The following is a 21412-nucleotide window of genomic DNA, read 5'->3' as shown; positions in this document are numbered from 1 at the left end:
CAAGACGTATGCCTTTCAATATTCCGATTCTGCTGACCTGGTTGCGGGTGGCGCTCATTCCTCTGGTGGTCGGTGTCTATTACCTGCCCGAGATCGGCCTGAACCGCTATGAGCAGGGTATCGCTGCTACTGCCGTCTTCATCGTCGCTGCGGCGACCGACTGGTTCGACGGCTTCCTGGCCCGGCGCTGGAACCAGACCTCGGCCTTCGGTGCCTTCCTCGACCCGGTTGCCGACAAGCTCATGGTCACCGGTGCGCTGCTGGTGCTGGTGCACCTGGATCGCGTGCATCCCGTGATCGCCTTCGTCATCATCGGTCGCGAGATCGCCATCTCGGCCCTGCGCGAATGGATGGCCCAGATCGGTGCCTCCAAGTCGGTGGCGGTCAGTTCACTGGGCAAGATCAAGACCACTGCCCAGATGATCGCCATCCCCATGCTGCTGTATTACGACACGCTGTTCTCCGTTATCGATACCCGCCTGTGGGGCAGCCTGCTGCTGCTGGTGGCGGCGGTGCTGACGGTGTGGTCGATGCTGTATTACCTGCGTCGCGCCATGCCGATGATCAAGGAAGCCGACGCTGAAAACCGCAAGAAGATAATTAAATAAATAATTAAAAAACCAAGTTTGATAGTTGACAAGCGCCAACGGTGACTTATAATAGCGTTCTGTTTTCGATGCGGGAGTAGCTCAGTTGGTAGAGCGATACCTTGCCAAGGTATAGGTCGAGAGTTCGAGACTCTTCTCCCGCTCCAGGTTACTTGGAAAAAAGGAAGCCTCACAAAGCTTCCTTTTTTTATTGTGATAGGTGAGCATGCATTGAAAGTTTGGCTTTCGAAAGTTGTCGAAAAAGTCAAAAAAGATGTTTGCAAACAACACGTGTTTTAGGTAGTATGCGTGTCCCCAAGGCGGGGTAGCAAAGTGGTTATGCAGCGGCCTGCAAAGCCGTCTACGCCGGTTCGATCCCGACCCCCGCCTCCAAAACGCTCCATGCGGGAGTAGCTCAGTTGGTAGAGCGATACCTTGCCAAGGTATAGGTCGAGAGTTCGAGACTCTTCTCCCGCTCCAGATTCAAGGCAGGCAGCTTCGGCTTCCTGTTGCAGTAGATGCAGGTTCCCATGCGGGAGTAGCTCAGTTGGTAGAGCGATACCTTGCCAAGGTATAGGTCGAGAGTTCGAGACTCTTCTCCCGCTCCAGTTTCAAGGCAGGCGGCTTCGGCTCCTGTTGCAGTAGATGTAAGGTCCCATGCGGGAGTAGCTCAGTTGGTAGAGCGATACCTTGCCAAGGTATAGGTCGAGAGTTCGAGACTCTTCTCCCGCTCCAAGTTGAAAAAGGAAGCCTCCGGGCTTCCTTTTTTGCTTTCCGGTTTCCGCTTTCTGCTGACCCTCCCGGTTTTCCTCTCCCTTGTCTTCTCCGGTTTGCCGCATTCCAGCGCGGCCTGCGCTATCGCGGGCGTAAATGGGAGCTAGAGGCGTCGCAATTGATCTCAGGCCGGGTGTTGCGTCAAAGTGCCTGGATCAAGGCTAGGAAATTGACTGATTGCCACCGCACACTTTCCCCACTACATTGCTAAATCAGGCACTTGCCTGTCAAATTCAGACATACGGGGAGAGGGGGAAATGGACAATTTCCAGAAAGAGATCGACGAGAGAACCAATCTCACCGCATCTAACAAGTTCGAGCTGCTGCTGTTCCGTCTGGGGGCGGACCCACATGGCGAGCGCTCCGAGTTGTTCGGCATCAACGTCTTCAAGATTCGTGAAATCGTGCCCATGCCGCCGGTCACCAAGGCGGCCGGTACGCAATCGCCGATGCTGGGCATGGTCAACATCCGGGGCCAGATCATTTCGGTGATCGACTTGCCGGCCGTGGTCGGCTGTGTGCCCAAGACCGGCCTGAACATCCTGCTGGTCACCGAATATGCCCGTAGCACCCAGGCCTTTGCGGTGGAGTCGGTGGACGAGATCGTGCGCCTGGAGTGGAGCCAGGTGCTGTCGGCCGAAACCAGCAGCGGTGGCGCCTTCGTTACCAGCATTGCGCGCCTGGACAACGACAAGGACACCAGCCGTCTGGCCCAGGTGCTCGATGTGGAGCAGATCCTGCACGAGATCATGCCCAGCGACCGTCACCTGAAGATGGAGAGCCTGGAGAAGAGCACCGGTCATGGCATCCGTCCGGGGACCGTGGCCATTGCGGCGGATGACTCCAAGGTGGCGCGCTCGCTCATCGAACAGGGCTTGCGGGCCATGGAGATTCCCTTCGAGATGCACGTCACCGGCAAGGACGCCTGGGAAAAGATCCAGAAACTGGCCAAGGAAGCACGCGCCGAGGGCAAGCCGATCTCCGACAAGATTTCCTTCGTCCTGACCGACCTGGAAATGCCGGAAATGGACGGTTTCACGTTGACCCGCAATATCAAACGCGAAGACTTCCTCAAGAGCATTCCCGTCATCATCCACTCCTCGTTGTCCGGCTCGGCCAACGAGGATCACGTGCGCAGCGTGGGGGGCGATGCCTATGTCGCCAAGTTCGAAGCCAACGAGCTGGCCTCGACCATCTACGGTGTGCTGGACAAGGCGGCCGTGAAGGCCTGATCGAGTCCTTCATCCTGTCGTCCAGAGCAGGGAGTCGCAGGGCTCCCTGCTTTTTTTACGTCCGCACCGCGGGTCGTCGCCTCCGCCGGTCGTGGCGATCTCTTATACTGTCGCTCCCTTGATCCTGTCGCGCCATGCGGCGCCGAGCACGACGCCATGCAGATTCCCACCCTCGTTTCCACCCACGATGCCGCGCTGGCAGCGCGCCTGGACGCGCGCATCAACGACAAGACCAAGCCCCAGGGCAGCCTCGGCGCGCTGGAGCACCTGGCGCGGCAGATCGGCCTGATCCAGGCCACCGACCGTCCCACCCTGCGGCGGCCGGCCATCGTCATCTGTGCGGGCGACCACGGGGTCACCGCAGAGGGGGTTTCCGCCTATCCGCAAAGCGTGACCTGGCAGATGGTCGAGAATTTCCTGGCCGGCGGCGCGGCCATCAATGTCTTTGCGCGCCAGAACGACTGCGCGCTGACCATCGTCGACGTCGGCGTCAATCATGATTTTGGTGTTCGTGCCGGCCTGCTGGATCGCAAGATTGCCCACGGTACCGCCAATTTCTGCGATGATCCGGCGATGACCGCAGCGCAATGCGAGGCTGCCATCCAGGCCGGCCTGCAATGGGCCGAGTCGGTGGATGCGGACGTGCTCGGTTTTGGCGAGATGGGGATCGGCAACACGACTGCGGCGGCCGCCTTGATGGCCGCGCTGACCGGCATGGCCGTGGAGGATTGTATCGGCGCCGGCACCGGGCTGGACCAGCAGGGCATGGCGCGCAAGGCCGATGCCATCACGCGGGCACTGCGCCTGCACGCGCAGGCGAGTACGCCGCTGGCGCCGCTGGAACAACTGGCGGCGCTGGGTGGCCTGGAGATCGCCTTCATGGTCGGCGCCATGCTGGGCGCCGCCAAGCGGCGCCTGGTCCTGCTGATCGACGGTTTCATCGTCACGTCGGCGCTGCTGGTGGCGGCGGCCTTGCAGCCGGCGGTGCTGGACTACTGCGTGTTTTCCCACTGCTCCGACGAGGCCGGCCACGCTCGCATGCTGCAGCATCTGCAGGCCCGGCCGCTGATGCAGCTGGATCTGCGCCTGGGCGAGGGCACCGGAGCTGCGCTGGCCTTGCCCCTGCTGCGGGCGGCGATCAATTTCCTGGAGCAGATGGCGACCTTTTCCTCGGCCAGCGTCAGCGTCAGACATGGCTGAACCGCACCCGGACTCCGGTGACCCGTCCGCACGCAGCGCGGGTGCGGTGCATCAACTGAGGCTATTCTTCATCGCCCTGCAGTTCTTCACGCGCCTGCCCATCCCGCGTTGGGTCGGCTTCCAGCCGGAATGGCTGCAGCGTTGCACGCGCTATTTTCCACTGGTGGGCTGGTTCGTGGCCTGGGCCTGCGCGCTGGTATATCTGCTGGCCGTGCAGTTCTGGCCGCATCTGCTGGCGGTGCTGTTGTCGACGGCGGTCGGCATCTGGCTCACAGGGGCTTTCCATGAGGACGGCTTTGCCGATGTCTGCGATGGGCTAGGTGGCGCGGTGGAACGCGAACGCGCCCTGGAGATCATGCGCGATTCTCGCCTGGGCAGCTATGGCGTGATCGGGATCGTCCTGCTACTGGTTACCAAGGTGGTTGCGCTCAACGCGCTCCTGCCCCTGCAGGTATTGGCCGTACTGGGCATGGCCCACCCCGTGTCGCGCTGGCTGGCGACCTGCCTGATCTGGCGCATGGACTACGTGCGCGAGCAAGGCAAGGCCAAGCCGCTGGCCCAGCACATGCATGGCGGTGAATTCCTGTTGGCGTCGCTGTGCGCCGCTTTGCCGGTCTTGGGCGTGTGGGCCGTCGGTCTCATGTCCTGGCAACGCATCGTGGTGGGCGTGCTGTTCGCGGCGCTGGCCGCCGGCTGGCTGGCGCGCCGTTTCCAGCAGCGACTGGGCGGCTATACCGGCGATTGCCTGGGCGCCGTCCAGCAATTGAGCGAGACCGCGTTCTATCTCGGCGCGCTGGCCACGCTGCCGGCCTGGTGGAACGCCTGAACATGCTGCTCTACCTGATCCGCCATCCACAACCGGTGCTGGATCAGCGCACCTGCTATGGCCGCAGCGACATCGCGGTCGCACCTGAGGTGCAACAGCAGTGCCTGGAGCAACTGGTCACGCAACTGCCGCGCAATGTGCCGGTGTTCAGCAGCCCCCTGCATCGTTGTGCCGGGCTGGCGCAACTGCTGGCGCTGCGGCTGGGGCAAGCCGATGTGGTGCTGGAGCGCGATTTGCAGGAAATGGATTTCGGCAGTTGGGAATTGCGCCACTGGGACGATATCCCCTGGGCCGAGGTCGAGGCCTGGAACCAGGACCTGCTGCACCATGCGCCCGGTGGTGGCGAGACATTGCCGGCCATGGCCTGGCGCATCTGGCAGGCCCTCCGGAGCATGCGTGCCCGCGCCACACCGGCTGCCATCGTGGTCTGTCACGCCGGATCGATCCGTATGCTGCACGCCTGCGCCCAATGGCGCGCCGAGCGGGGCGACACACGGGCCCCGGATCAACAGGCATGTGAAGACATTGCCCTGCGCGCCATGGCACAGCGACGTCAGATCGGTTTTGGGGAAGTGATCAGCCTGACCTTGCCCGCGATGCCCACGCCGGCGGCGTGACATGCATCATGCCGGCCGGCATCGGCGCGCCCCGGCCTGGGCCAGTCAGGACGTGCCGCTGCTGCTGCGTGACTCCACCGCGAACTTGATCAGCTCGGCCTGCCCATCGATGTTGAGCTTGCGCTTGATGTTGAGTCGATGGGTTTCCACCGTGCGTACGCTCAGGTCCAGTTCGCGGGCGATCTGCTTGTTCGATTCGCCGTTGGCGATGTGCTGCAGCACCTCCCGCTCGCGCTGGGTAAGCAGGTCGCGCGCCGGCAGCGGCTGGGTCAACTGGCGTGCCAGCGCAGCGCTGTAGTAGATGCCGCCCGAGCGCACGGTCTCGATGGCTTGCACGATGTCCTGGCTGGGCGCGTCCTTGAGTACGTAGCCACGGGCGCCGGCCTGGATCGATTGCATCACGTATTCGGCCTTGTCATGCATGCTCAGGATGAGCACCGCGATTTCCGGATGCAGGGCGTGGAAGCGGGCGGTCAGCTCGATCCCGTTGATGCCGCGCATGTTGATGTCCATCAGCGTCAGGTCGATCTGCTGCGCGCTGGCGGCGGCCAGCGCTTCCTCGGCATTGCCGGCTTCGGCCACCACCAGCAGGCCAGGCACCGTTTCCAGGCGTGCCCGCAAGCCATCCCGCACCAGCGGATGGTCGTCGATGAGCATGATGCGGGTCAGTGCCGGTGCAATGGGAATGAATTCAGCCATGGGGGGAGAGGAACAGGGAGGAACGGGGAATGATGGCGCTGATGCTGGTGCCGGCGGCCGACGAATCGATCGCCAGTTCGCCGCCCACCGACTCCATGCGCTCGCGCATGTTGCGCAGACCGATGCCGTGGCGCGAGTGATCGTCCACCTGGCCCAGGTCGAAGCCGCAACCATTGTCCTGGACCTGCAGCATGATCAGATTGTGGCCGCCGTAGAGGCGCATCCTGATCTGGCTGGCGTGCGCATGGCGGGCGATGTTGGTCAGCGCTTCCTGAGCCACCCGGAAGAGCACGGTATTGACCACGTCGGACAGAGGCGCGCCATCGCCGATGTTGCCGTCGCTCTCGAAGTCGATCCGGCTTTCACTGTGCTCGGCACCTGTACCGTCGCCAAGGGTAGCGCGCCATTCGCCGCAGAGATGTTCCAGTGCCGCCGCCAGACCGAGGTCGTCCAGGATGGCCGGGCGCAGGTCGTGCGAGATGCGCCTTACTTCGGCCAGCACGCCATTGATCTGGGTCGCGGTCTTCTCGAAGCCCAGGCGCGCCTGGGCGGCCTGCTCGGGCGTGCCGCGCAGACGCTCCAGTGCCGCCTCGATCTGCAGCTTGATCGATACCAGCCATTGGCTGATGCCGTCATGCAGATCGCGTGACAGGCGGGCGCGTTCTTCTTCCTGCGAGCGCACCACGCGCTGCGCCAGCTGGCGCAGCTTGGCATCGGCGACGCGGTGTTCGCTCAGGTTCAGGAGGACGCCGGCCAGGCCCACCACCAGCGCGCTGGACAGCGCAATGGCGGCGATCAGCAGCATGGTCCGGCGCAGGTGGCCGGAGTTCTGGTGATCCACCTGGGCCAGCGCCTTTTCAACGTCGTCGAGATAGATGCCGGTGCCGATCACCCAGCCCCAGCGGGGCAGGCCGATCACGTAACCCAGTTTGGGCGCCACCGCCTTGCTGGACGGCTTGCGCCACAGGTAATGTTCGAAGCCGCCGCCCTGATGGGCCAGCGTGATCAGGTGCTGGATGGTGGGGCTGCCGGACTCGTCGCGCCAGTCCCACATGTCCAGTCCCACCAGTTCCGGTTGGCGCGGGTGGACGATGTTGCGGCCATGGTCGTCATAGACGAAAAAATAGCCATCGTCGCCGAACTCCATGTCGGCCAGGATGCGGCGCGCCTCTTCCTTGATGGCGTCGTCGCTGCGTCCTGTGTCGTAGAGGTGAGCCAGTGCGTGCTGCGCCAGGTCCACGTAATGCCGCAATTCGGTGTTCTTGCTGGCCAGATAGGCGGCTTCGATGGTGGCGCGCTGCTGGCGGGCCAGTTCCACCGCCTGGTAGCGCACCACCAGCGCAATGGCGGCAAAGGCCAGGCCCAGGGGGACAATGGCGAGGAAAATGATCTTCTGGCGCAGCTTCATGCCCGGGATTCTACCCAAGCCCTGCACGCCCAGCCGAAAATCTGCGTTGCGCCGGCATCGCGATATTGCCACAGGTCAAGATGTCGGCTGCAGTGGCGTGAGAAAGCGGTCCCACCGGAGTAATATTCATGTTGCATCTTTGATAGATGCAGGTTTTATCAGGGATTCCCCCATACGGCCCGGCTTGATTTTGATTTATCATTCTTAAATGTCTGACAACTTGTCAGTAGGTGTCAGCATTTATCCAGTTTTTTTCTGCATTTTCGTTCAGCTGTTTGTTTTCAGCTTGTATTCAGCTTTCTGATAGTCAAAGTGATTCAAGATGGTTAATGACGCAACAGGCAAGACTCTCCTCATCGTCGACGACAGCAAGGTATCGCGTATGGTGATCAAGGCCCACGTGCTGGCGGTGCACCCGGATTGGCAGGTGGTGGAAGCGGCCAGCGGGGAAGAGGCGATCCGCGTGGTGCAGCAGAATGCGCCGCATTACTGCACGATGGACATCAACATGCCCGGCATGCTCGGCACCGACGCCGCCGAGCAGATCCTGCAGCTCCAGCCCACCGTGCGGGTGGCGATCTTCTCGGCCAATATCCAGGAGGCCGCACAGACGCGGGCCCAGCAACTGGGCGCCGTGTTTGTCGCCAAGCCGGTCACGGAAAAGTCGATTGCCCAGGCCTTGCTGCATTTCCGGGGACCGGTGTGAGCATCCTGTCGGAAATCGAACGCGATGCCCTGACCGAGATCTTCAATGTCGGTGCCGGTCGCGCTGCGCAGAGCCTGTCGGAAATCGTCGGCGATGAAGTGCGCCTGACCGTGCCTTCGGTGGAGGTCTTGCGCACCGACGCCATCAACGAGCAACTGCTGCCGCGCATCCAGGGCCGCTTTGCCACGGTGAGCCAGAATTTCTACGGCCCCTTCGATGCCGAGGCGGTGCTGCTCTTTACCGAAGACCGGGCGCTGGCCATCGTGCGCGACATGATGGGGTCGCAAATGAGCCTGGACCAGCTGGCCGAGTTCGAACGCGAGGCCATGTGCGAACTGGGCAACATCATCCTCAATGCCTGCCTGTCGGCCATGGCCGACATGCTGGAGATCACGCTCAACAGTTCCCTGCCGCAGTATGTGGTGTCCTCCCCGGAGGAGATTTCCTCGCGCCTGTCGGAGGTGCAGTCCGACGAGCGCTACGTGCTGGTGCTGCACATCGATCTGGTCATCGAGAAACACCAGACCGATGGCCATCTCATCTTCCTGCTCAGTTCCACGTCCTTGCACGCACTGGTCGAGCATGTCCAGGCCTATCTGAGGAAGATCGAGTTGACATGAGCAGTTTCGTTGCTGGGCGCTTCCGCTTGGAGGACGTCTACGACCAGCTCAATTGCGGCCTGGTCATGCTGGACGGGGACTTGAACATCCTGCTGTGGAACGCCTGGATGGCGCGCCATAGCCGTGTGCCTGCCAGCGCTGCCCTCAATGCCGACTTTGCCGCGCTGTTTGCGGGGCAGGTGACGCCAGCCCTGCTGCGCGCCCTGGACAATACGCTCAGCTACGGCCTGCCCTCGCTGCTCTCCAGCGCCTTGCACCGTTCTCCCTTGCCGCTCTACCCGCACCATCCGGGCGGGCAAGGGGAGGGCGGCCAGAGGATGGCGCAGTCGGTGGTACTCACGCCCATCGACAATCCGGACGGCCAGCGCCTGTGCCTGATGCAGGTCACCGATGCCAGCAATTCGCTCAAGCGCGAGAAGATGCTGCTGTCCCATTCGGAAGTGCTCAAGCGCCAGGTTGGTACCGACGGCCTGACCGGCATTCCCAATCGCCGCTACTTCGATGAGAACTACGCCCGCGCCTTGCAGCGGGTCCGGGAAGAGGGCGGAACGCTCTCCCTGTTCATGATCGACGTGGATTATTTCAAGCAGTACAACGACCTCTATGGTCACGGTGGCGGCGATCGCGTGCTCAAGCGCGTGGCCGAGACCCTGCGCGCGCACCTGCAGCGCCCGGACGACGTGCTGGCGCGCTATGGTGGCGAGGAATTCATCCTCCTGGTCGGCAATCTGCAGCCGGTGCGGGCCGCTGAACTTGGCGAAGTGTTGCGTCAGGCGGTCTATCAGCTGGCCGAGCCCCATGAAAAGTCGCTGGTCGAGCGGCGTCTGACCATCAGTGTCGGCGTCTGCACGCGTGAACTGCGGGACGATGCAGAGGGTCGCCAGCTCCTGGAGGCGGCCGATGCCGCGCTCTACCGCGCCAAACTGGGCGGCCGTAACAAGGTGGTCTCCACCATCTAGGCCAATTTCTTCACCTTTGTGTAAAACAAGGGCAATTTATTGGAAACCCTTGCTCAGCAAGCATGTCAGAAACTGTCAGGGCGCTTATCAACAGGCTTGTTCACAGCTTTTGTGGATAACTTTCCTGCCGGCTTGATTCTGGGGAGAACGGTCGGCAGCGGCCAGGCGGTGATATTGCGTATAATGCCGGGCCGCCATTGCTGACGAAATGCTGACGGATGTTACCGTGTTGACGCCTGTGAATGGCTCCTGCTCTTAGCTCCGTTTTCTTTCCATCTGACAAGGATTTGATGCGCCGATTGCTGCTTCTGTTGCTGACTCTGCTGATCCCGCTGCAATTGCTGGCAGCCACGGGAGAGTCGCAGCTTCGCCAGCAGTTACGCGTCGAATTGCACAACGCATTGCACAACACCGCTGCCGGGGCGGCTTCCTGCCCGCAAGCCGAGCAGGCCAGGCCGGACCATCGTGCCTGGCACACGTTGACGGCGCTGGCCGACGTGGCTGGCGCGACCACCAGCGATCCCGGCGCGCCCGTGGACGATGACGATGACCGGCCATCGCTGCAGGCTGAACTGGAAGACCCCGCCTTGCCGGCGCGTATCGTCACCCCGGAGCTGCACTGGTACCCGTTTCCCCACGCCTTTTCGGCAATTCCTGCCTGGTCGTCCTACCTGCGCGATCAGTTGCGCCCGCCACCATTGGCCTGAGCCTGCCTGATCTGCTCGCGCCCACGTCGCGTCCGCAGTGATGGTCCGCCCCCGGCGGCGCGCTCCCTCTCCCTGATTTCACGTTTCCCCAGTCTTGGCGACCGGCTCGTGCCGGACGCTTTCATTTCGTTCTACAGGAAAAACCATGAAACGCATTGCTCTGTTCCTCGTTACCAATCTGGCCGTGATGCTGGTCCTGAGCGTCACGGCCAGCCTGCTCGGGGTGAATCGCTACCTCACCGCCAATGGCCTCAACTTCGGCATGCTGCTGGTGTTCTGCGGCCTGATGGGGTTTGGTGGCTCCTTCATTTCGCTGTTCATGTCCAAGACCATCGCCAAGTGGTCTACCGGAGCGCGCGTGATCGAGCAGCCGCAGAATTCCACCGAACTGTGGCTGCTGCAGACCGTGCAGACCCTGGCCACCCGCGCCCAGTTGCCCATGCCGGAAGTGGCGGTCTATGACGGTCCGCCCAACGCCTTCGCCACCGGTGCCAGCAAGAGCAATTCTCTGGTGGCGGTATCCACCGGCCTGCTGCAGGGCATGACCAAGGAAGAAGTGGAAGCCGTGCTGGCCCACGAAGTGGCGCACATCGCCAATGGCGACATGGTGACGCTGACCCTGATCCAGGGAGTGGTCAATACCTTCGTGATGTTCTTTGCCCGCATCGTCGGCTATTTCGTCGACTCCTTCCTGCGTCGCAACAACGAAGAAAATTCCGGCCCCGGCATCGCCTACATGGTGACCGTCTTCATCTGCGAGATCGTGTTCGGCATCCTGGCCAGCGTCATCGTCATGTACTTCTCGCGCCAGCGTGAGTATCGAGCCGATGCTGGCGCCGCTACGCTCATGGGCTCCCGCGCGCCGATGATCAATGCCCTGCGTCGCCTGGGCGGCCTGCAATCCGACGGCTTGCCGCAGAACCTGCAGGCGTCCGGCATTTCCGGTCGCGACGCCTGGTTGGGGCTGTTTTCCAGCCACCCACCGCTGGAGTCGCGCATCGCGGCCCTGCAGGCGGCCCGCTGATCGCCATGGCGTAATGACCGCAGGCGGTGGACCAGCGGCGCCGCGCCAAGCGCCGCAGTTCGCCACCGCGGTCGACCGACGGCCATGTTAGTCTTTGCGTGGTCGTCGGTATCCTTCGTGCTTCATCTGCAGTCATCTCCATCAATTTCATCCACCTAGAAAGGAACCCTGACTGATGCCCCATCACACCCCCCTGATCGCCACCATTGTCGCAGGCCTGGTGCTGGCCTTTATCTTCGGCACCCTGGCCCATCGTCTGAAAATGCCGCCGCTGATCGGTTACCTGGTCGCCGGCATCGCCATCGGCCCCTTTACTCCCGGTTTCGTGGGCGATGCCGACCTGGCCCAGGAGCTGGCCGAGATCGGAGTGATCCTGCTGATGTTCGGGGTGGGGCTGCACTTCTCGCTCAAGGACCTGCTGTCGGTCAAGAACATCGCCATCCCCGGAGCGGTCGCCCAGATCGCCATCGCGACCTTGCTGGGCATGGGGATGGGGTGGGTGCTGGGCTGGCCGGTGGGTGAAGGTTTCCTGTTCGGGCTGGCCTTATCGGTGGCCAGTACCGTAGTGTTGCTCAAGGCCCTGCAGGAGCGGCGCCTGGTGGAGACCCAGCGTGGGCGCATCGCCGTCGGGTGGCTGATCGTCGAAGACATTGCCATGGTGCTGGCGCTGGTGCTGATCCCGGCGCTGTCGGGCATCCTCGGCGGCAAGGGCGAGGCCCTGAGCGGCAATGCGGTGCTGCTGACGCTGGGGATCACGTTGGGCAAGGTGGTGGCCTTCGTCGCGGTGATGCTCATCGTCGGTCGTCGCGTCATTCCCTGGATCCTGGAGCGCATTGCCGATACCGGCTCGCGCGAGCTGTTCCGCCTGGCGGTGCTGGCCATTGCGCTGGGCTTCGCACTGGGTTCGGCCTATGTGTTCGGTGTTTCCTTCGCGCTGGGGGCCTTCTTTGCGGGCATGATCCTGTCCGAATCCGAGTTGAGCCATCGTGCCGCCGAGGAATCCCTACCGCTGCGCGACGCCTTCTCGGTGCTGTTCTTCGTCTCGGTGGGGATGCTGTTCGACCCCTCGATCCTGGTACGCGAGCCCTTGCTGGTGCTGGCGACGGTGCTCATCATCGTGGTCGGAAAGTCGCTGGCGGCATTGATGATCGTGCGGGTCTTCGGTCATCCGAATTCGACCGCCTTGACGATCTCGGCCAGCCTGGCGCAGATCGGTGAATTTTCCTTCATCCTGGCAACGCTGGGACTGTCGCTGGACCTGCTCTCGCCGATGGCACGCGACCTGATCCTGGGTGGCGCCATTCTCTCCATCCTGCTCAATCCGCTGCTGTTCTCGCTGCTGGATCGCTACGAGGCGCGCCAGCCCAAAGAGCCTGACGCCAACAATGCGCCACCGACCGTCGACCTGCAGGATCACGTCGTACTGATCGGCTATGGCCGGGTGGGGCGGGGCATCGGCGAGCAATTGCGTGCCCAGGGCCGGCCCTTCGTGGTCATCGAGGCGGAACGGGAAAACCTGGATGCCCTGCGCAGCGCCGGTGTGCCAGCCCTGTATGGCAATGCCGCCCAGAGCGAACTGTTGAAGGCGGCCGCCGTGGATCGCGCCCGCTGGTTGCTGGTGGCCATTCCCGAAGTATTCGAGGCCGGGCAGGTGATCGAGAATGCGCTGGAGCTGAACCCCGGACTGCAGGTGGTGGCGCGGGCCCATTCGGATGCCGAGATCGAGCACCTGGAAAAACATGGTGCCCAGCGCGTCATCATGGGGGAACGCGAAATCGCCCGGGGCATGCTCGACATGGTGGGGCAGGGCGCCTGATGGTTCAGTCAACGCGCCGGTGGCCTGCAGCAATTTTCCATGCGTGCTAAAGTCGCGGCTGCTGCGGTGGCGGGCTCACTGTCTGCTGCGCAGCAACAAGTTCTCGGGGCGGGGTGAAACTCCCCACCGGCGGTAATCAGGCGAGGTCACCCGACTTCGCCTGTAGCCCGCGAGCGCCCGGCCTGCCATCGTGGCGGGACGGGGTCAGCAGACCCGGTGTGATCCCGGGGCCGACGGTCATAGTCCGGATGAAAGAGAACGGAATGTCTGGCATGGCAGCCCTGCGTGAGCAGTCTGCCTGCGGCCGTGCATTCCAACGCCCTGTTTAAACATCAAACAGGAGTCCTGAACCATGTCGCAATCGCATCTTTCTGCCGTTTCTTCCCACCACGGTCAACGTATCGCCTTCATCCAGGCTTGCTGGCACAAGGATATCGTCGATCAGTGCCGTATCGCCTTCACCGCTGAAATGGCTGCACTCGGCTGGCCGACCGGCAGCATCGATTTCTTCGAACTGCCCGGCGCCTTCGAAATCCCCCTGCATGCCAAGGTATTGGCCAAGACCGGCAAGTATGCCGGCATCGTCGCCAGCGGCCTGGTGGTGGACGGTGGCATCTACCGTCACGACTTCGTGGCACAGTCGGTCATTTCGGCGCTGATGCAGGTGCAGCTTGATACCGAAGTGCCGGTCTTCTCGGCCGTCTTGACGCCGCATCACTTCCATTCCCATGGCGAGCACCACAGCTATTTCCATGAGCATTTCCTGGTCAAGGGCAAGGAAGCGGCACAGGCTTGCGCCACCACCGTGGCCAAGCTCGCCGAGGTGCGTGCTGCCGAGGCTGTACGTCACAGCCTGAACGCGGCTTGAATAAGCTTGGCCGGCGCGCACAGGCCACGTGCGGAAGGGCATTGGGTTCAAATATCTGTTCACATTTTTCTTAATGATTGTGAAGCATTTGCTTACAACCCTTACGGCTTTGGCCTAGAGTTGTCAGGATTGGCGGGCTATATTCACGCTACGTAATCCAGAACAACGAGGAGCTACCGTGAAAAAGTCGATTCCCCTGATGGCCGGCCTGGCCATCTTCGCTGCCGTAGCCGGGCTGTCGGCCGCTCCGGCAATGGCCGGACATGTCTCGATCGGCGTGAACATCGGCGTGCCGGGCGCCTACGTGGCTCCGCAGCCGGTCTACGTGCAGCCTGCACCCGTGTACGCACCGCCGCCGCCGGTCTATGTCCGCCCGGCGCCGGTCTATTACGGTCCGCCACCGGTCTATGTGGCTCCGGGCTATTACCGTGGACACCATCACCGCCACTGGCATCGCCCGCCGCCGCCGCCGGGTTACTGGCATCGTTGATGTCGGGGACAGGCTACCCCTGGTGACGTGGGGTGTGCCGGCGAAAAAAATGGCGGCCGAGGCCGCCATTGTCGTATCCGCGATGTGAACCTTGCGCCGGGAGTGGTGAGCCTGGCGCCTGTGCTCGGCTTACTTCTTGGCCGGAGCGGCTTCGTCGTCGACGTCGACCAGCAGATAGCGCTCTGCCGCGCCGAAGAAACGGTCGTAGAAATCGGGCGAGCGGATGGTCTCGCTGGAGACGCGCACCATGGAGTCGTCGCTGGCAGCGAAGGGCATCGACACCGAGCCCAGCACGCTGACCCCAAGGCTGGCCGAACTGTTGCTCTTCTTGATGCCATAGCCATCCTGGGTGGCGCTGGCGAACATGGTGGAACTCTTGCCGTTGCCATTGGAGGCGCAGACGACGTGAAAAGCGATTTCCATGTGCTTGTCGCTGGCCGGCTGGAAGCTCTTGTTGCCGTCCATGGTGTTGTCGGTGGAGCGGCTGATGACATAGCCCTGGCCCAGCAAGGCGCGGCGCGCGGCCTCGCAGACCGCCTTCTCGCTACCGGGGAAGCTGCGCGAGAAGGCGCTGGTATCGCTGAACTCTTCCTGGTGATAGAAAGCGGTCTTGCCGCTGGCGCAGGCGCTCAGGCCGAAGGCAACGATCAGGGTAAGCGGAACAGAAAGACACGGGCGCGACATGCGGCAAATCTCCGGCGACAGAAAACGGTGGCTGAATTGTAAAGGATTCGCCCACCCCAGGGTTTGGGCAGATGGTAAAGATCGGTAACAGAAAAGTTATCACCTAGTGAGAACAGATGTGAAGCTGCCCGCAAGTCAGTTGCGTGAAGGTAAAATCACTTGTGAAATTGCCTGACTGAAAGTAATGTTAGACGATTCAAGGGAGTGGTCTTCCATCGGGACGATCATGGATCTGCACAGCGTGCTGGGCAAATTCGCATACGGCCTCGTCAAGGATAATGGATAAAAATCAGAAAGCGGAATTGGAGCGCATTCAGAAGGAGCTGGTGGATGCACACAATAAGGCTGCGTGGCAGATGGCTGCCACGATCATCAAGGCCTCGCTGGTCAAGAACGGCATGGATCAGCCGCCCACTGCGGCTGAACTGGCCGATCTCAACGCCACCATCACCAATCTGCGTAGCGTGGCCGAAGATGCGCTGGAGTTGCTCAAGCGCTGATGCCACGCCGGGCTGCACGGGTGGAGCACGTCGCCTGACCAGGCTGATATCGGCTCATCGTTTTCCTTCCCCCTTCCCACACACATCATGCCGACATCAAGAGTGCTCGGTGTCTTCAGTGGCTGCTGGCATCTGACGTCGTTGCCGGCGCTTCAGGTAGTACAGCATGGCCGCCAAGCTCGCCAATCCCAATGCCCAGTTTCGCTGATGAAGCTGATATGCCGCTGATGTACCCGGCAGGGTAATCAAACAATTCAGGACGGCGTTCGGCCCCATGGCCAGCGTCAGACTGGCGCTTAAATTGAACAAGCGACCCGGGGCGCCAGGCGATGCGCCCAGTCCCTCGGCAACCAGCAAGACGGGCAGCGCCAGAAAGCTCAGGTTTTCCATCCCGCGGAGCTGGGGATAAAAATGTCCCAATCCGGTGGCAATGCCATGAAAGCTCAGTACCAGGACGATGCCGGCGACCACGTACAGGCTGCTGCGCAACGCCCGCCTGGTCTTTTCCGCACGGGAGTATTGCGGCTTGGTGCGCACCGGGGCCTGGCTGAAATACTGCGCGACCTCCTTGCGCGTGATCATGTAGAGCAGCCCTGCGACGAAAGGAAATAGGGCCAGGACATACGCCCACTTCAGGTTCGATGCCATCATGGGCGTCAGCAACGGAAGCGGAAATATGATCAGGCTGGTGTAGAACATGAGGCGCGCCCACTTTTTCGCCGCGAGGAATCCCCATGCCAGCAGCGGGTTGAAGATCAGGCAAAGGATCAGGGACACGATCGCGATGATGGCCTGTGACCTGACCGGGAGCGGCAGGGAAGACGTGGCGACATTCCAGTAGTACCGGCCCAGCAGAAGCATCCAGATGCACATCATCCCCGCGCTGATCAGTGCGGCGTAAGCCATGATAGGCACTACTGATGGCGTTGACGGAGACGTCGGCGGAGGTGTCGGCGAGTCCTCGGCTTGCCCATCGGGCCCCGTTGCGTCGGGGGCTGGCGAGGGTGGGGCGGTGGGAGCGGTATTCATGCTGAAATCGGACGGGTTTTCTTTTCCGGTGGCCCGTTGAATGGAAAATAATTGCCTATATTAACGCGAATTTCTGAACGGAAATGTTTCTGGGTGGACGCTACCGGAAAAGAAAAGCCAAGCTCGCCCTGAGCGCTGACACGCTTTGGCGCGTGGCCAGCATGGGAGGCGGGATTGTTGGGGAGCGGCGGCGTTGGCTCAGTCCGCTGCCAGCAATTGCGGAGCCGCATTGCTGTAAACCTCTGGTGGGGGTAGTCGGAATCGAACCGACAAGGCCTTGCAGCCGAGGGATTTTAAGTCCCTTGTGTCTACCAATTTCACCATACCCCCGGTGCGACATCAGCCTGGCAGTGCGCATGCACCCCGGTTGATCTGTCGTGACGATCGCCAGGACATCAGCGTTGTCGGCAATGGCCGCCGAAAAGGCAGGCATTATAGCAGCGACTTATGTTGCGATATGGATTTTTTCCTAAGGAAATGGCGCTACTTCCCGGGTGCTCTTCTCCGGTACGCCGACCCTGTTCATTCGGGTGCGCGTGAGAGCATTCTACCGGGGGCAAAGTAAGCCTTTTCCGGACGAGAAGCCGGTTCGAGATAGTAGAATGACGACTTCTTTCACCAGAAAAGCCGTCATCATGACTGAAGCCGTAGTCAAGACAGTGCAATGCATCTCACCCGCCGGGCTGCATACCATGGCCTACAAGGAATGGGGCGATGCCCGCAATCCCAATGTACTGGTGTGCGTGCATGGGGTGACGCGGGTCTCCGATGATTTCGATCGCATGGCCCGTGAGCTGTGCGATACCTACCGCGTGATCTGCCCCGATGTGGTCGGTCGCGGACGCTCCGGGCGCCTGGCCAATCCGCAGTTCTATGCGGTGCCGCAATACGTCAGCGACATGGTCACGCTGCTGGCGCGGGCCGACGCCGAGATCGTGGACTGGTTCGGTACGTCCATGGGCGGGCTGATCGGCATGGTACTGGCCTCGCTGCCAGGCAATCCGATCCGACGCCTGGTGCTCAACGATATCGGCCCCTCCATCAATGGTGCGGCGCTGGCGCGTATCGGTGACTACATTGGCCAGGATGTGCGTTTCGACAGTTTCGAAGAGGCTGCGCAGTACATTCGTACCATCTCGGCCAGCTTTGGTCATCACAGTGATGAAGAGTGGCACAAGCTGGCCAGGGATGTGCTGCGACAGAACGGGGACGGCAAGTGGGTGCGCCATTACGATCTGGCGCTGGCGGTGCCGTTCAAGCTCACCACGCCGGAAGCGGCCAGCGCCGGCGAGAAGATGCTGTGGGCCGCCTATGACGCCGTTGCCTGTCCGACGCTGCTGGTGCGCGGTGCCCAGTCAGACCTGCTGCTGCCCGAGGTGGCGCAGGAGATGACTCGTCGCGGTCCCAAGGCCACGCTGGTGGAGTTGCCCGAGGTCGGTCATGCACCGACCTTCATGCATGCCCCGCAAATCGAGGTGGCCCGTCAGTTTCTGCTGGGTTGAGTGTTCAACCCGGTAAATTTTTATCATGCGCCGGTTCTGCGGAACCGGCCTCATCTATAAGGAAAATCCCATGCCCATTCAACGCCTGCACGTCGGCAAGCGCCTCTCCGAAGTGGCCATCCACAATGGCACCGTCTACCTGGCTGGCCAGATTGCCGAAGACGCTACCCAGAACATCGAAGGCCAGACCCGTGAAGTGCTGGGCCATATCGACCGCCTGCTGGCCGAATCCGGCAGCGACAAGACCAAGATCCTGTCGTGCCAGATTTTCCTGTCCGATGTGAAGGATTTTGCCGGCATGAATTCGGTCTGGGACGAATGGGTGGCCCCCGGCAACGCGCCGCCGCGTGCCACCGTCGAAGCCAAGCTGGCCCGTCCTGAACTGCTGGTGGAAATCATCATCGTCGCCGCACAGAAGTAATCGCTTATGGTTTCGGTAGCAAGTACACAGGGTGAAGGCCTGGCGGCGATCACCGCCGGCCTTGCCCCCGAGGATGTGGTGCGGGTCGAGCAGGCACTGGCCGAACTCGAACCGTTGTATGCCGACAGGCAGATCCTGTCCGGGCAGAACGCCTTGCAATTCGCGGTTTCCGTGGCCACGGTGCTGACCGCGCTCAATGTCGACGCCGCCACCCGCATCGCCGGCCTGGCCTTCGAGGCGCAGATGCTGCATCCGGAGCTGGAAGAAAAGCTGGAAGAGCGCTTCGGCAAGGAGATCGCCGAGCTGGTGGGCAATGTGCGCCAGTTGATGCGCTTCCATAGCCTCAGCTTCCAGCCGCAGAACCAGGAGGTCCTGCGCGGCAAGAATGCGGCCCAGCAGGCGGCTGCGCAGGTGGAAACCTTGCGCAAGATGCTGCTGGCCATGGCCACCGACATGCGCGCCGTGCTGGTGCGCCTGGCCTCGCGGGTGGCCACCTTGCGCTACTTTGCCGAAACCAAGCAGGAGAACGAGGCCAGCGCCCAGTATGCGCGCCAGACCTTCGACCTCTATGCGCCGCTGGCCAACCGGCTGGGTATCTGGCAACTGAAGTGGGAGCTGGAGGACCTGTCCTTCCGCTTCCTGGAACCGCAGACCTACAAGCGCATCGCCAAGATGCTGGAAGAAAAGCGCCTGGAGCGCGAAGCCTTCGTGGCCAGCGCGATTGCGCGCCTGCGCTCGGAAATGGCAGCCCAGGATATCCGGGCCGAGGTCAGTGGTCGGCCCAAGCACATCTACAGTATCTGGAACAAGATGCGCGGCAAGTCGATCGACTTTTCCGAGCTCTACGACGTGCGCGCTTTCCGGGTCATCGTCGATGACGTCAAGACCTGCTACGCGGTGCTGGGCATCGTGCACGATATCTGGACCCCGATCCCCGAAGAGTTCGACGACTACATTTCGCGTCCCAAGCAGAACGGCTACCAGTCCCTGCACACCGTGGTGCTGGCCGAGGATGGCCGCGCCCTGGAAGTGCAGATCCGTACGCACGAGATGCATCACTTTGCCGAATACGGCGTGGCCGCGCATTGGCGCTACAAGGAAAGTGGCGGCTCCAATTTCTCGGCGCAGAAATACGACGAGAAGATTGCCTGGCTGCGTCAGCTTCTGGCCTGGAAAAATGAAGTAACCGACGCTGTTGTGGATCAGGAAGAGGTCCGACGCGACTGGGTGCAAAAGCTCAAGTCGGCCACCCTGGATGAGCGCATCTACGTGCTCACACCCCAGGCGCGGGTGATCGAGCTGCCCAGTGGTGCCACGCCCATCGATTTCGCCTACCACCTGCACAGCGATGTGGGTCATCGCTGCCGCGGCGCCCGGGTCGACGGTGTCATGGTGCCGTTGAATACCGTGCTCAAGAACGGCCAGACAGTCGAGATCATCACGGCCAAGAGCGGTGCGGGAGTCGGGCCTTCGCGCGACTGGCTGAGCCCCGATTATGCCGCCAGCTCACGTACCCGTTCCAAGATCCGCGCCTGGTTCAACGCCATCGAGCAGCAGGAAACCTTGTCGGTCGGTCGCGGCCTGTTGGAAAAGACCCTGCAGCGCGAAGGCAAGACCGCCGTCAACCTGGAAGAGCTGGCGCAGAAGCTGGGTTTTGCCAAGGTGGACGACCTGTGCCTGTCGCTGGCCAAGGAAGAGTTCAGCCTGCGTCATGTCGAGCAGGCTTTGCATGAAGGTCAGGACAAGAAGCCCGAGATCGACGACGAGGCGCTGATCACCCGCAAGAGTCGCGCCTCCAGCATCGTGCAGGGCGCCAAGTCCGGCGTGCTGGTGGTCGGCACCGATGGTCTGCTGACGCAACTGGCGCGCTGCTGCAAGCCGGCACCGCCGGATGTGATTGCCGGCTTCGTCACGCGGGGCAAGGGGGTGTCGATCCATCGGGTGAGCTGCAAGAATTTCGCCGAGATGGCCTCGCATGCCCCCGAGCGGGTGATTCAGACGACCTGGGGCGCGCCGGCGCGGGATACGGTCTATCCGGTCGATATCTTCGTGCTGGCCAGTGATCGCCAGGGTTTGCTGCGTGATATTTCCGACATCTTCCTGCGCGACAAGATCAATGTGATCGGTGTGAGTACGCAGAGTGCAAAGGGCCATGCGCGCATGGCCTTTACAGCCGAGATCGGCTCGACCGAACAGTTGCAGAAAGCCCTGACAGTGATTCGCGATGTGAAGGGCGTGATCGAGGCCAAACGGCAGTAGCGGGTCCGAGCAGGTTAGGTTCCGCCTGCGGGGGAGTGTTAGGAGGAAGGGGGAATTATTTTAATTTTTCATCATTTACCTCTTGGCAAATTTTGAAAAGCCTCCTATACTCTCGCTTCTTCGTTAGGCGCGTAGCTCAGCTGGTTAGAGCACTACCTTGACATGGTAGGGGTCGTTGGTTCGAGTCCAATCGTGCCTACCAATCTTTCTTCCCTTCTGGGGATGTTGGGTTGGGGCGAAGCCAACTGAAAAGGAGGCGCATTCTTGGCTTCCTTTTTTGTTTTCTCATCTGTAATTCTTCGATAGGCGCGTAGCTCAGCTGGTTAGAGCACTACCTTGACATGGTAGGGGTCGTTGGTTCGAGTCCAATCGTGCCTACCAATTCTTCTGTTGCAGTGGCGAGCGGATGGATTGGCGAAGTAGAAACGCAAAAGGAAGCGCATTGGCGGCTTCCTTTTTTGCTTTTCAGTCCCTATTTCCCTCA

At 61.7% G+C, this 21412-nt stretch carries 21 protein-coding genes, 8 tRNA genes and 1 riboswitch; of the genes, 24 read left to right on the top strand and 5 right to left on the bottom strand.

The window, feature by feature from the left end; genetic code table 11:
• Positions 1 to 8 precede the first annotated feature (8 nt).
• The 10 genes from pgsA to I5R65_RS03435 all read left to right on the top strand — a co-directional run bounded on the left by pgsA (position 9) and on the right by I5R65_RS03435 (position 5236).
• Positions 9 to 608, top strand: coding sequence for a CDP-diacylglycerol--glycerol-3-phosphate 3-phosphatidyltransferase (gene pgsA / locus I5R65_RS03480; RefSeq protein ID WP_180668813.1), 600 nt, complete (start codon positions 9 to 11; stop codon positions 606 to 608).
• A gap of 70 nt (positions 609 to 678) precedes the next feature.
• A tRNA-Gly gene (locus tag I5R65_RS03475) sits at positions 679 to 754 on the top strand.
• A gap of 152 nt (positions 755 to 906) precedes the next feature.
• Positions 907 to 980 (top strand) — tRNA-Cys (locus I5R65_RS03470).
• Between the two features lie 11 nt (positions 981 to 991).
• A tRNA-Gly gene (locus I5R65_RS03465) sits at positions 992 to 1067 on the top strand.
• A 52-nt stretch (positions 1068 to 1119) separates the two neighbouring features.
• Positions 1120 to 1195, top strand: a tRNA-Gly gene (locus tag I5R65_RS03460).
• A 51-nt stretch (positions 1196 to 1246) separates the two neighbouring features.
• A tRNA-Gly gene (locus I5R65_RS03455) sits at positions 1247 to 1322 on the top strand.
• A 296-nt stretch (positions 1323 to 1618) separates the two neighbouring features.
• Entirely contained in the window at positions 1619 to 2593 is a 975-nt protein-coding gene (locus tag I5R65_RS03450) for a chemotaxis protein (protein ID WP_180668812.1), read from the top strand.
• A gap of 156 nt (positions 2594 to 2749) precedes the next feature.
• Complete coding sequence (gene cobT, locus I5R65_RS03445) at positions 2750 to 3793, top strand: nicotinate-nucleotide--dimethylbenzimidazole phosphoribosyltransferase (RefSeq protein WP_180668811.1); 1044 nt, start codon at positions 2750 to 2752, stop codon at positions 3791 to 3793.
• On the top strand, positions 3786 to 4619 hold the full coding sequence (locus I5R65_RS03440) for an adenosylcobinamide-GDP ribazoletransferase (RefSeq protein WP_180668810.1): 834 nt from the start codon (positions 3786 to 3788) through the stop codon (positions 4617 to 4619). The genes cobT and I5R65_RS03440 overlap by 8 nt, the downstream gene beginning before the upstream one ends.
• Positions 4607 to 5236: a histidine phosphatase family protein gene (locus tag I5R65_RS03435; RefSeq protein WP_370545870.1), complete on the top strand. Its 630-nt coding sequence runs from the start codon at positions 4607 to 4609 to the stop codon at positions 5234 to 5236. Before I5R65_RS03440 ends, I5R65_RS03435 begins: the two co-directional genes overlap by 13 nt.
• A 45-nt stretch (positions 5237 to 5281) precedes the next feature.
• Here the strand turns inward: I5R65_RS03435 and I5R65_RS03430 are convergent, their stop codons facing one another.
• On the bottom strand, positions 5282 to 5935 hold the full coding sequence (locus I5R65_RS03430) for a response regulator transcription factor (RefSeq protein WP_180668808.1): 654 nt from the start codon (positions 5933 to 5935) through the stop codon (positions 5282 to 5284).
• The gene (locus I5R65_RS03425; RefSeq protein ID WP_180668807.1) at positions 5928 to 7343 is read right to left on the bottom strand and encodes a cache domain-containing protein; all 1416 of its coding nucleotides are present in this window, start codon (positions 7341 to 7343) and stop codon (positions 5928 to 5930) included. The genes I5R65_RS03430 and I5R65_RS03425 overlap by 8 nt, the downstream gene beginning before the upstream one ends.
• Positions 7344 to 7665: 322 nt before the next feature.
• On the opposite strand from I5R65_RS03425, the gene I5R65_RS03420 reads away from it, so the two are divergent.
• From I5R65_RS03420 to I5R65_RS03385, 8 genes are all read left to right on the top strand, one after another.
• The gene (locus I5R65_RS03420; protein WP_180668806.1) at positions 7666 to 8049 is read left to right on the top strand and encodes a response regulator transcription factor; all 384 of its coding nucleotides are present in this window, start codon (positions 7666 to 7668) and stop codon (positions 8047 to 8049) included.
• Positions 8046 to 8669, top strand: a complete 624-nt coding sequence (locus I5R65_RS03415; protein WP_102663978.1) for a chemotaxis protein CheC — start codon at positions 8046 to 8048, stop codon at positions 8667 to 8669. The genes I5R65_RS03420 and I5R65_RS03415 overlap by 4 nt, the downstream gene beginning before the upstream one ends.
• Complete coding sequence (locus I5R65_RS03410) at positions 8666 to 9628, top strand: diguanylate cyclase (RefSeq protein WP_180668805.1); 963 nt, start codon at positions 8666 to 8668, stop codon at positions 9626 to 9628. Before I5R65_RS03415 ends, I5R65_RS03410 begins: the two co-directional genes overlap by 4 nt.
• A gap of 290 nt (positions 9629 to 9918) precedes the next feature.
• On the top strand, positions 9919 to 10335 hold the full coding sequence (locus tag I5R65_RS03405; protein ID WP_180668804.1) for a hypothetical protein: 417 nt from the start codon (positions 9919 to 9921) through the stop codon (positions 10333 to 10335).
• A 145-nt stretch (positions 10336 to 10480) separates the two neighbouring features.
• Complete coding sequence (gene htpX, locus I5R65_RS03400; RefSeq protein ID WP_180668803.1) at positions 10481 to 11359, top strand: protease HtpX; 879 nt, start codon at positions 10481 to 10483, stop codon at positions 11357 to 11359.
• A 175-nt stretch (positions 11360 to 11534) separates the two neighbouring features.
• Complete coding sequence (ybaL, locus tag I5R65_RS03395; RefSeq protein ID WP_180668802.1) at positions 11535 to 13175, top strand: YbaL family putative K(+) efflux transporter; 1641 nt, start codon at positions 11535 to 11537, stop codon at positions 13173 to 13175.
• Between the two features lie 95 nt (positions 13176 to 13270).
• Positions 13271 to 13439: riboswitch (FMN riboswitch) on the top strand.
• Positions 13440 to 13527: 88 nt separating this feature from the next.
• Positions 13528 to 14043: a 6,7-dimethyl-8-ribityllumazine synthase gene (locus I5R65_RS03390; RefSeq protein WP_180668801.1), complete on the top strand. Its 516-nt coding sequence runs from the start codon at positions 13528 to 13530 to the stop codon at positions 14041 to 14043.
• 178 nt (positions 14044 to 14221) lie between these two features.
• Positions 14222 to 14533, top strand: a complete 312-nt coding sequence (locus I5R65_RS03385; protein WP_180668800.1) for a hypothetical protein — start codon at positions 14222 to 14224, stop codon at positions 14531 to 14533.
• Between the two features lie 129 nt (positions 14534 to 14662).
• Here I5R65_RS03385 and I5R65_RS03380 read toward each other — a convergent pair whose 3' ends face one another.
• Positions 14663 to 15217 carry a DUF2242 domain-containing protein gene (locus tag I5R65_RS03380; RefSeq protein WP_180668799.1) on the bottom strand — a complete coding sequence of 185 codons (555 nt, stop codon included), beginning with the start codon at positions 15215 to 15217 and terminating at the stop codon, positions 14663 to 14665.
• Positions 15218 to 15543: 326 nt separating this feature from the next.
• On the opposite strand from I5R65_RS03380, the gene I5R65_RS03375 reads away from it, so the two are divergent.
• Positions 15544 to 15717, top strand: a complete 174-nt coding sequence (locus tag I5R65_RS03375) for a hypothetical protein (RefSeq protein ID WP_231395093.1) — start codon at positions 15544 to 15546, stop codon at positions 15715 to 15717.
• A gap of 96 nt (positions 15718 to 15813) precedes the next feature.
• Here the strand turns inward: I5R65_RS03375 and I5R65_RS03370 are convergent, their stop codons facing one another.
• Both I5R65_RS03370 and I5R65_RS03365 read right to left on the bottom strand, forming a co-directional pair.
• Positions 15814 to 16623 (bottom strand): hypothetical protein, encoded by an 810-nt coding sequence (locus tag I5R65_RS03370; protein WP_180668797.1) that lies wholly within the window; start codon positions 16621 to 16623, stop codon positions 15814 to 15816.
• Between the two features lie 366 nt (positions 16624 to 16989).
• Positions 16990 to 17076, bottom strand: a tRNA-Leu gene (locus tag I5R65_RS03365).
• A gap of 305 nt (positions 17077 to 17381) precedes the next feature.
• On the opposite strand from I5R65_RS03365, the gene I5R65_RS03360 reads away from it, so the two are divergent.
• The 5 genes from I5R65_RS03360 (at position 17382) to I5R65_RS03340 (ending at position 21309) form a co-directional block, all read left to right on the top strand.
• A complete protein-coding gene (locus tag I5R65_RS03360) occupies positions 17382 to 18248 on the top strand; it encodes an alpha/beta fold hydrolase (RefSeq protein WP_180668796.1) in 867 nt (288 codons plus the stop codon).
• Positions 18249 to 18318: 70 nt separating this feature from the next.
• Positions 18319 to 18669, top strand: a complete 351-nt coding sequence (locus tag I5R65_RS03355; protein WP_180668795.1) for a RidA family protein — start codon at positions 18319 to 18321, stop codon at positions 18667 to 18669.
• Between the two features lie 6 nt (positions 18670 to 18675).
• Positions 18676 to 20928: a bifunctional (p)ppGpp synthetase/guanosine-3',5'-bis(diphosphate) 3'-pyrophosphohydrolase gene (locus tag I5R65_RS03350; protein WP_180668794.1), complete on the top strand. Its 2253-nt coding sequence runs from the start codon at positions 18676 to 18678 to the stop codon at positions 20926 to 20928.
• 125 nt (positions 20929 to 21053) lie between these two features.
• A tRNA-Val gene (locus I5R65_RS03345) sits at positions 21054 to 21130 on the top strand.
• A 102-nt stretch (positions 21131 to 21232) separates the two neighbouring features.
• A tRNA-Val gene (locus tag I5R65_RS03340) sits at positions 21233 to 21309 on the top strand.
• Positions 21310 to 21412: the final 103 nt, after the last annotated feature.

The sequence above is a fragment of the Herbaspirillum sp. AP02 genome, from assembly GCF_015767275.1.
In the GTDB taxonomy this organism is placed as follows: Bacteria; Pseudomonadota; Gammaproteobacteria; order Burkholderiales; family Burkholderiaceae_D; genus Herbaspirillum.
This window is presented reverse-complemented; position numbering and strand designations above follow the sequence as displayed.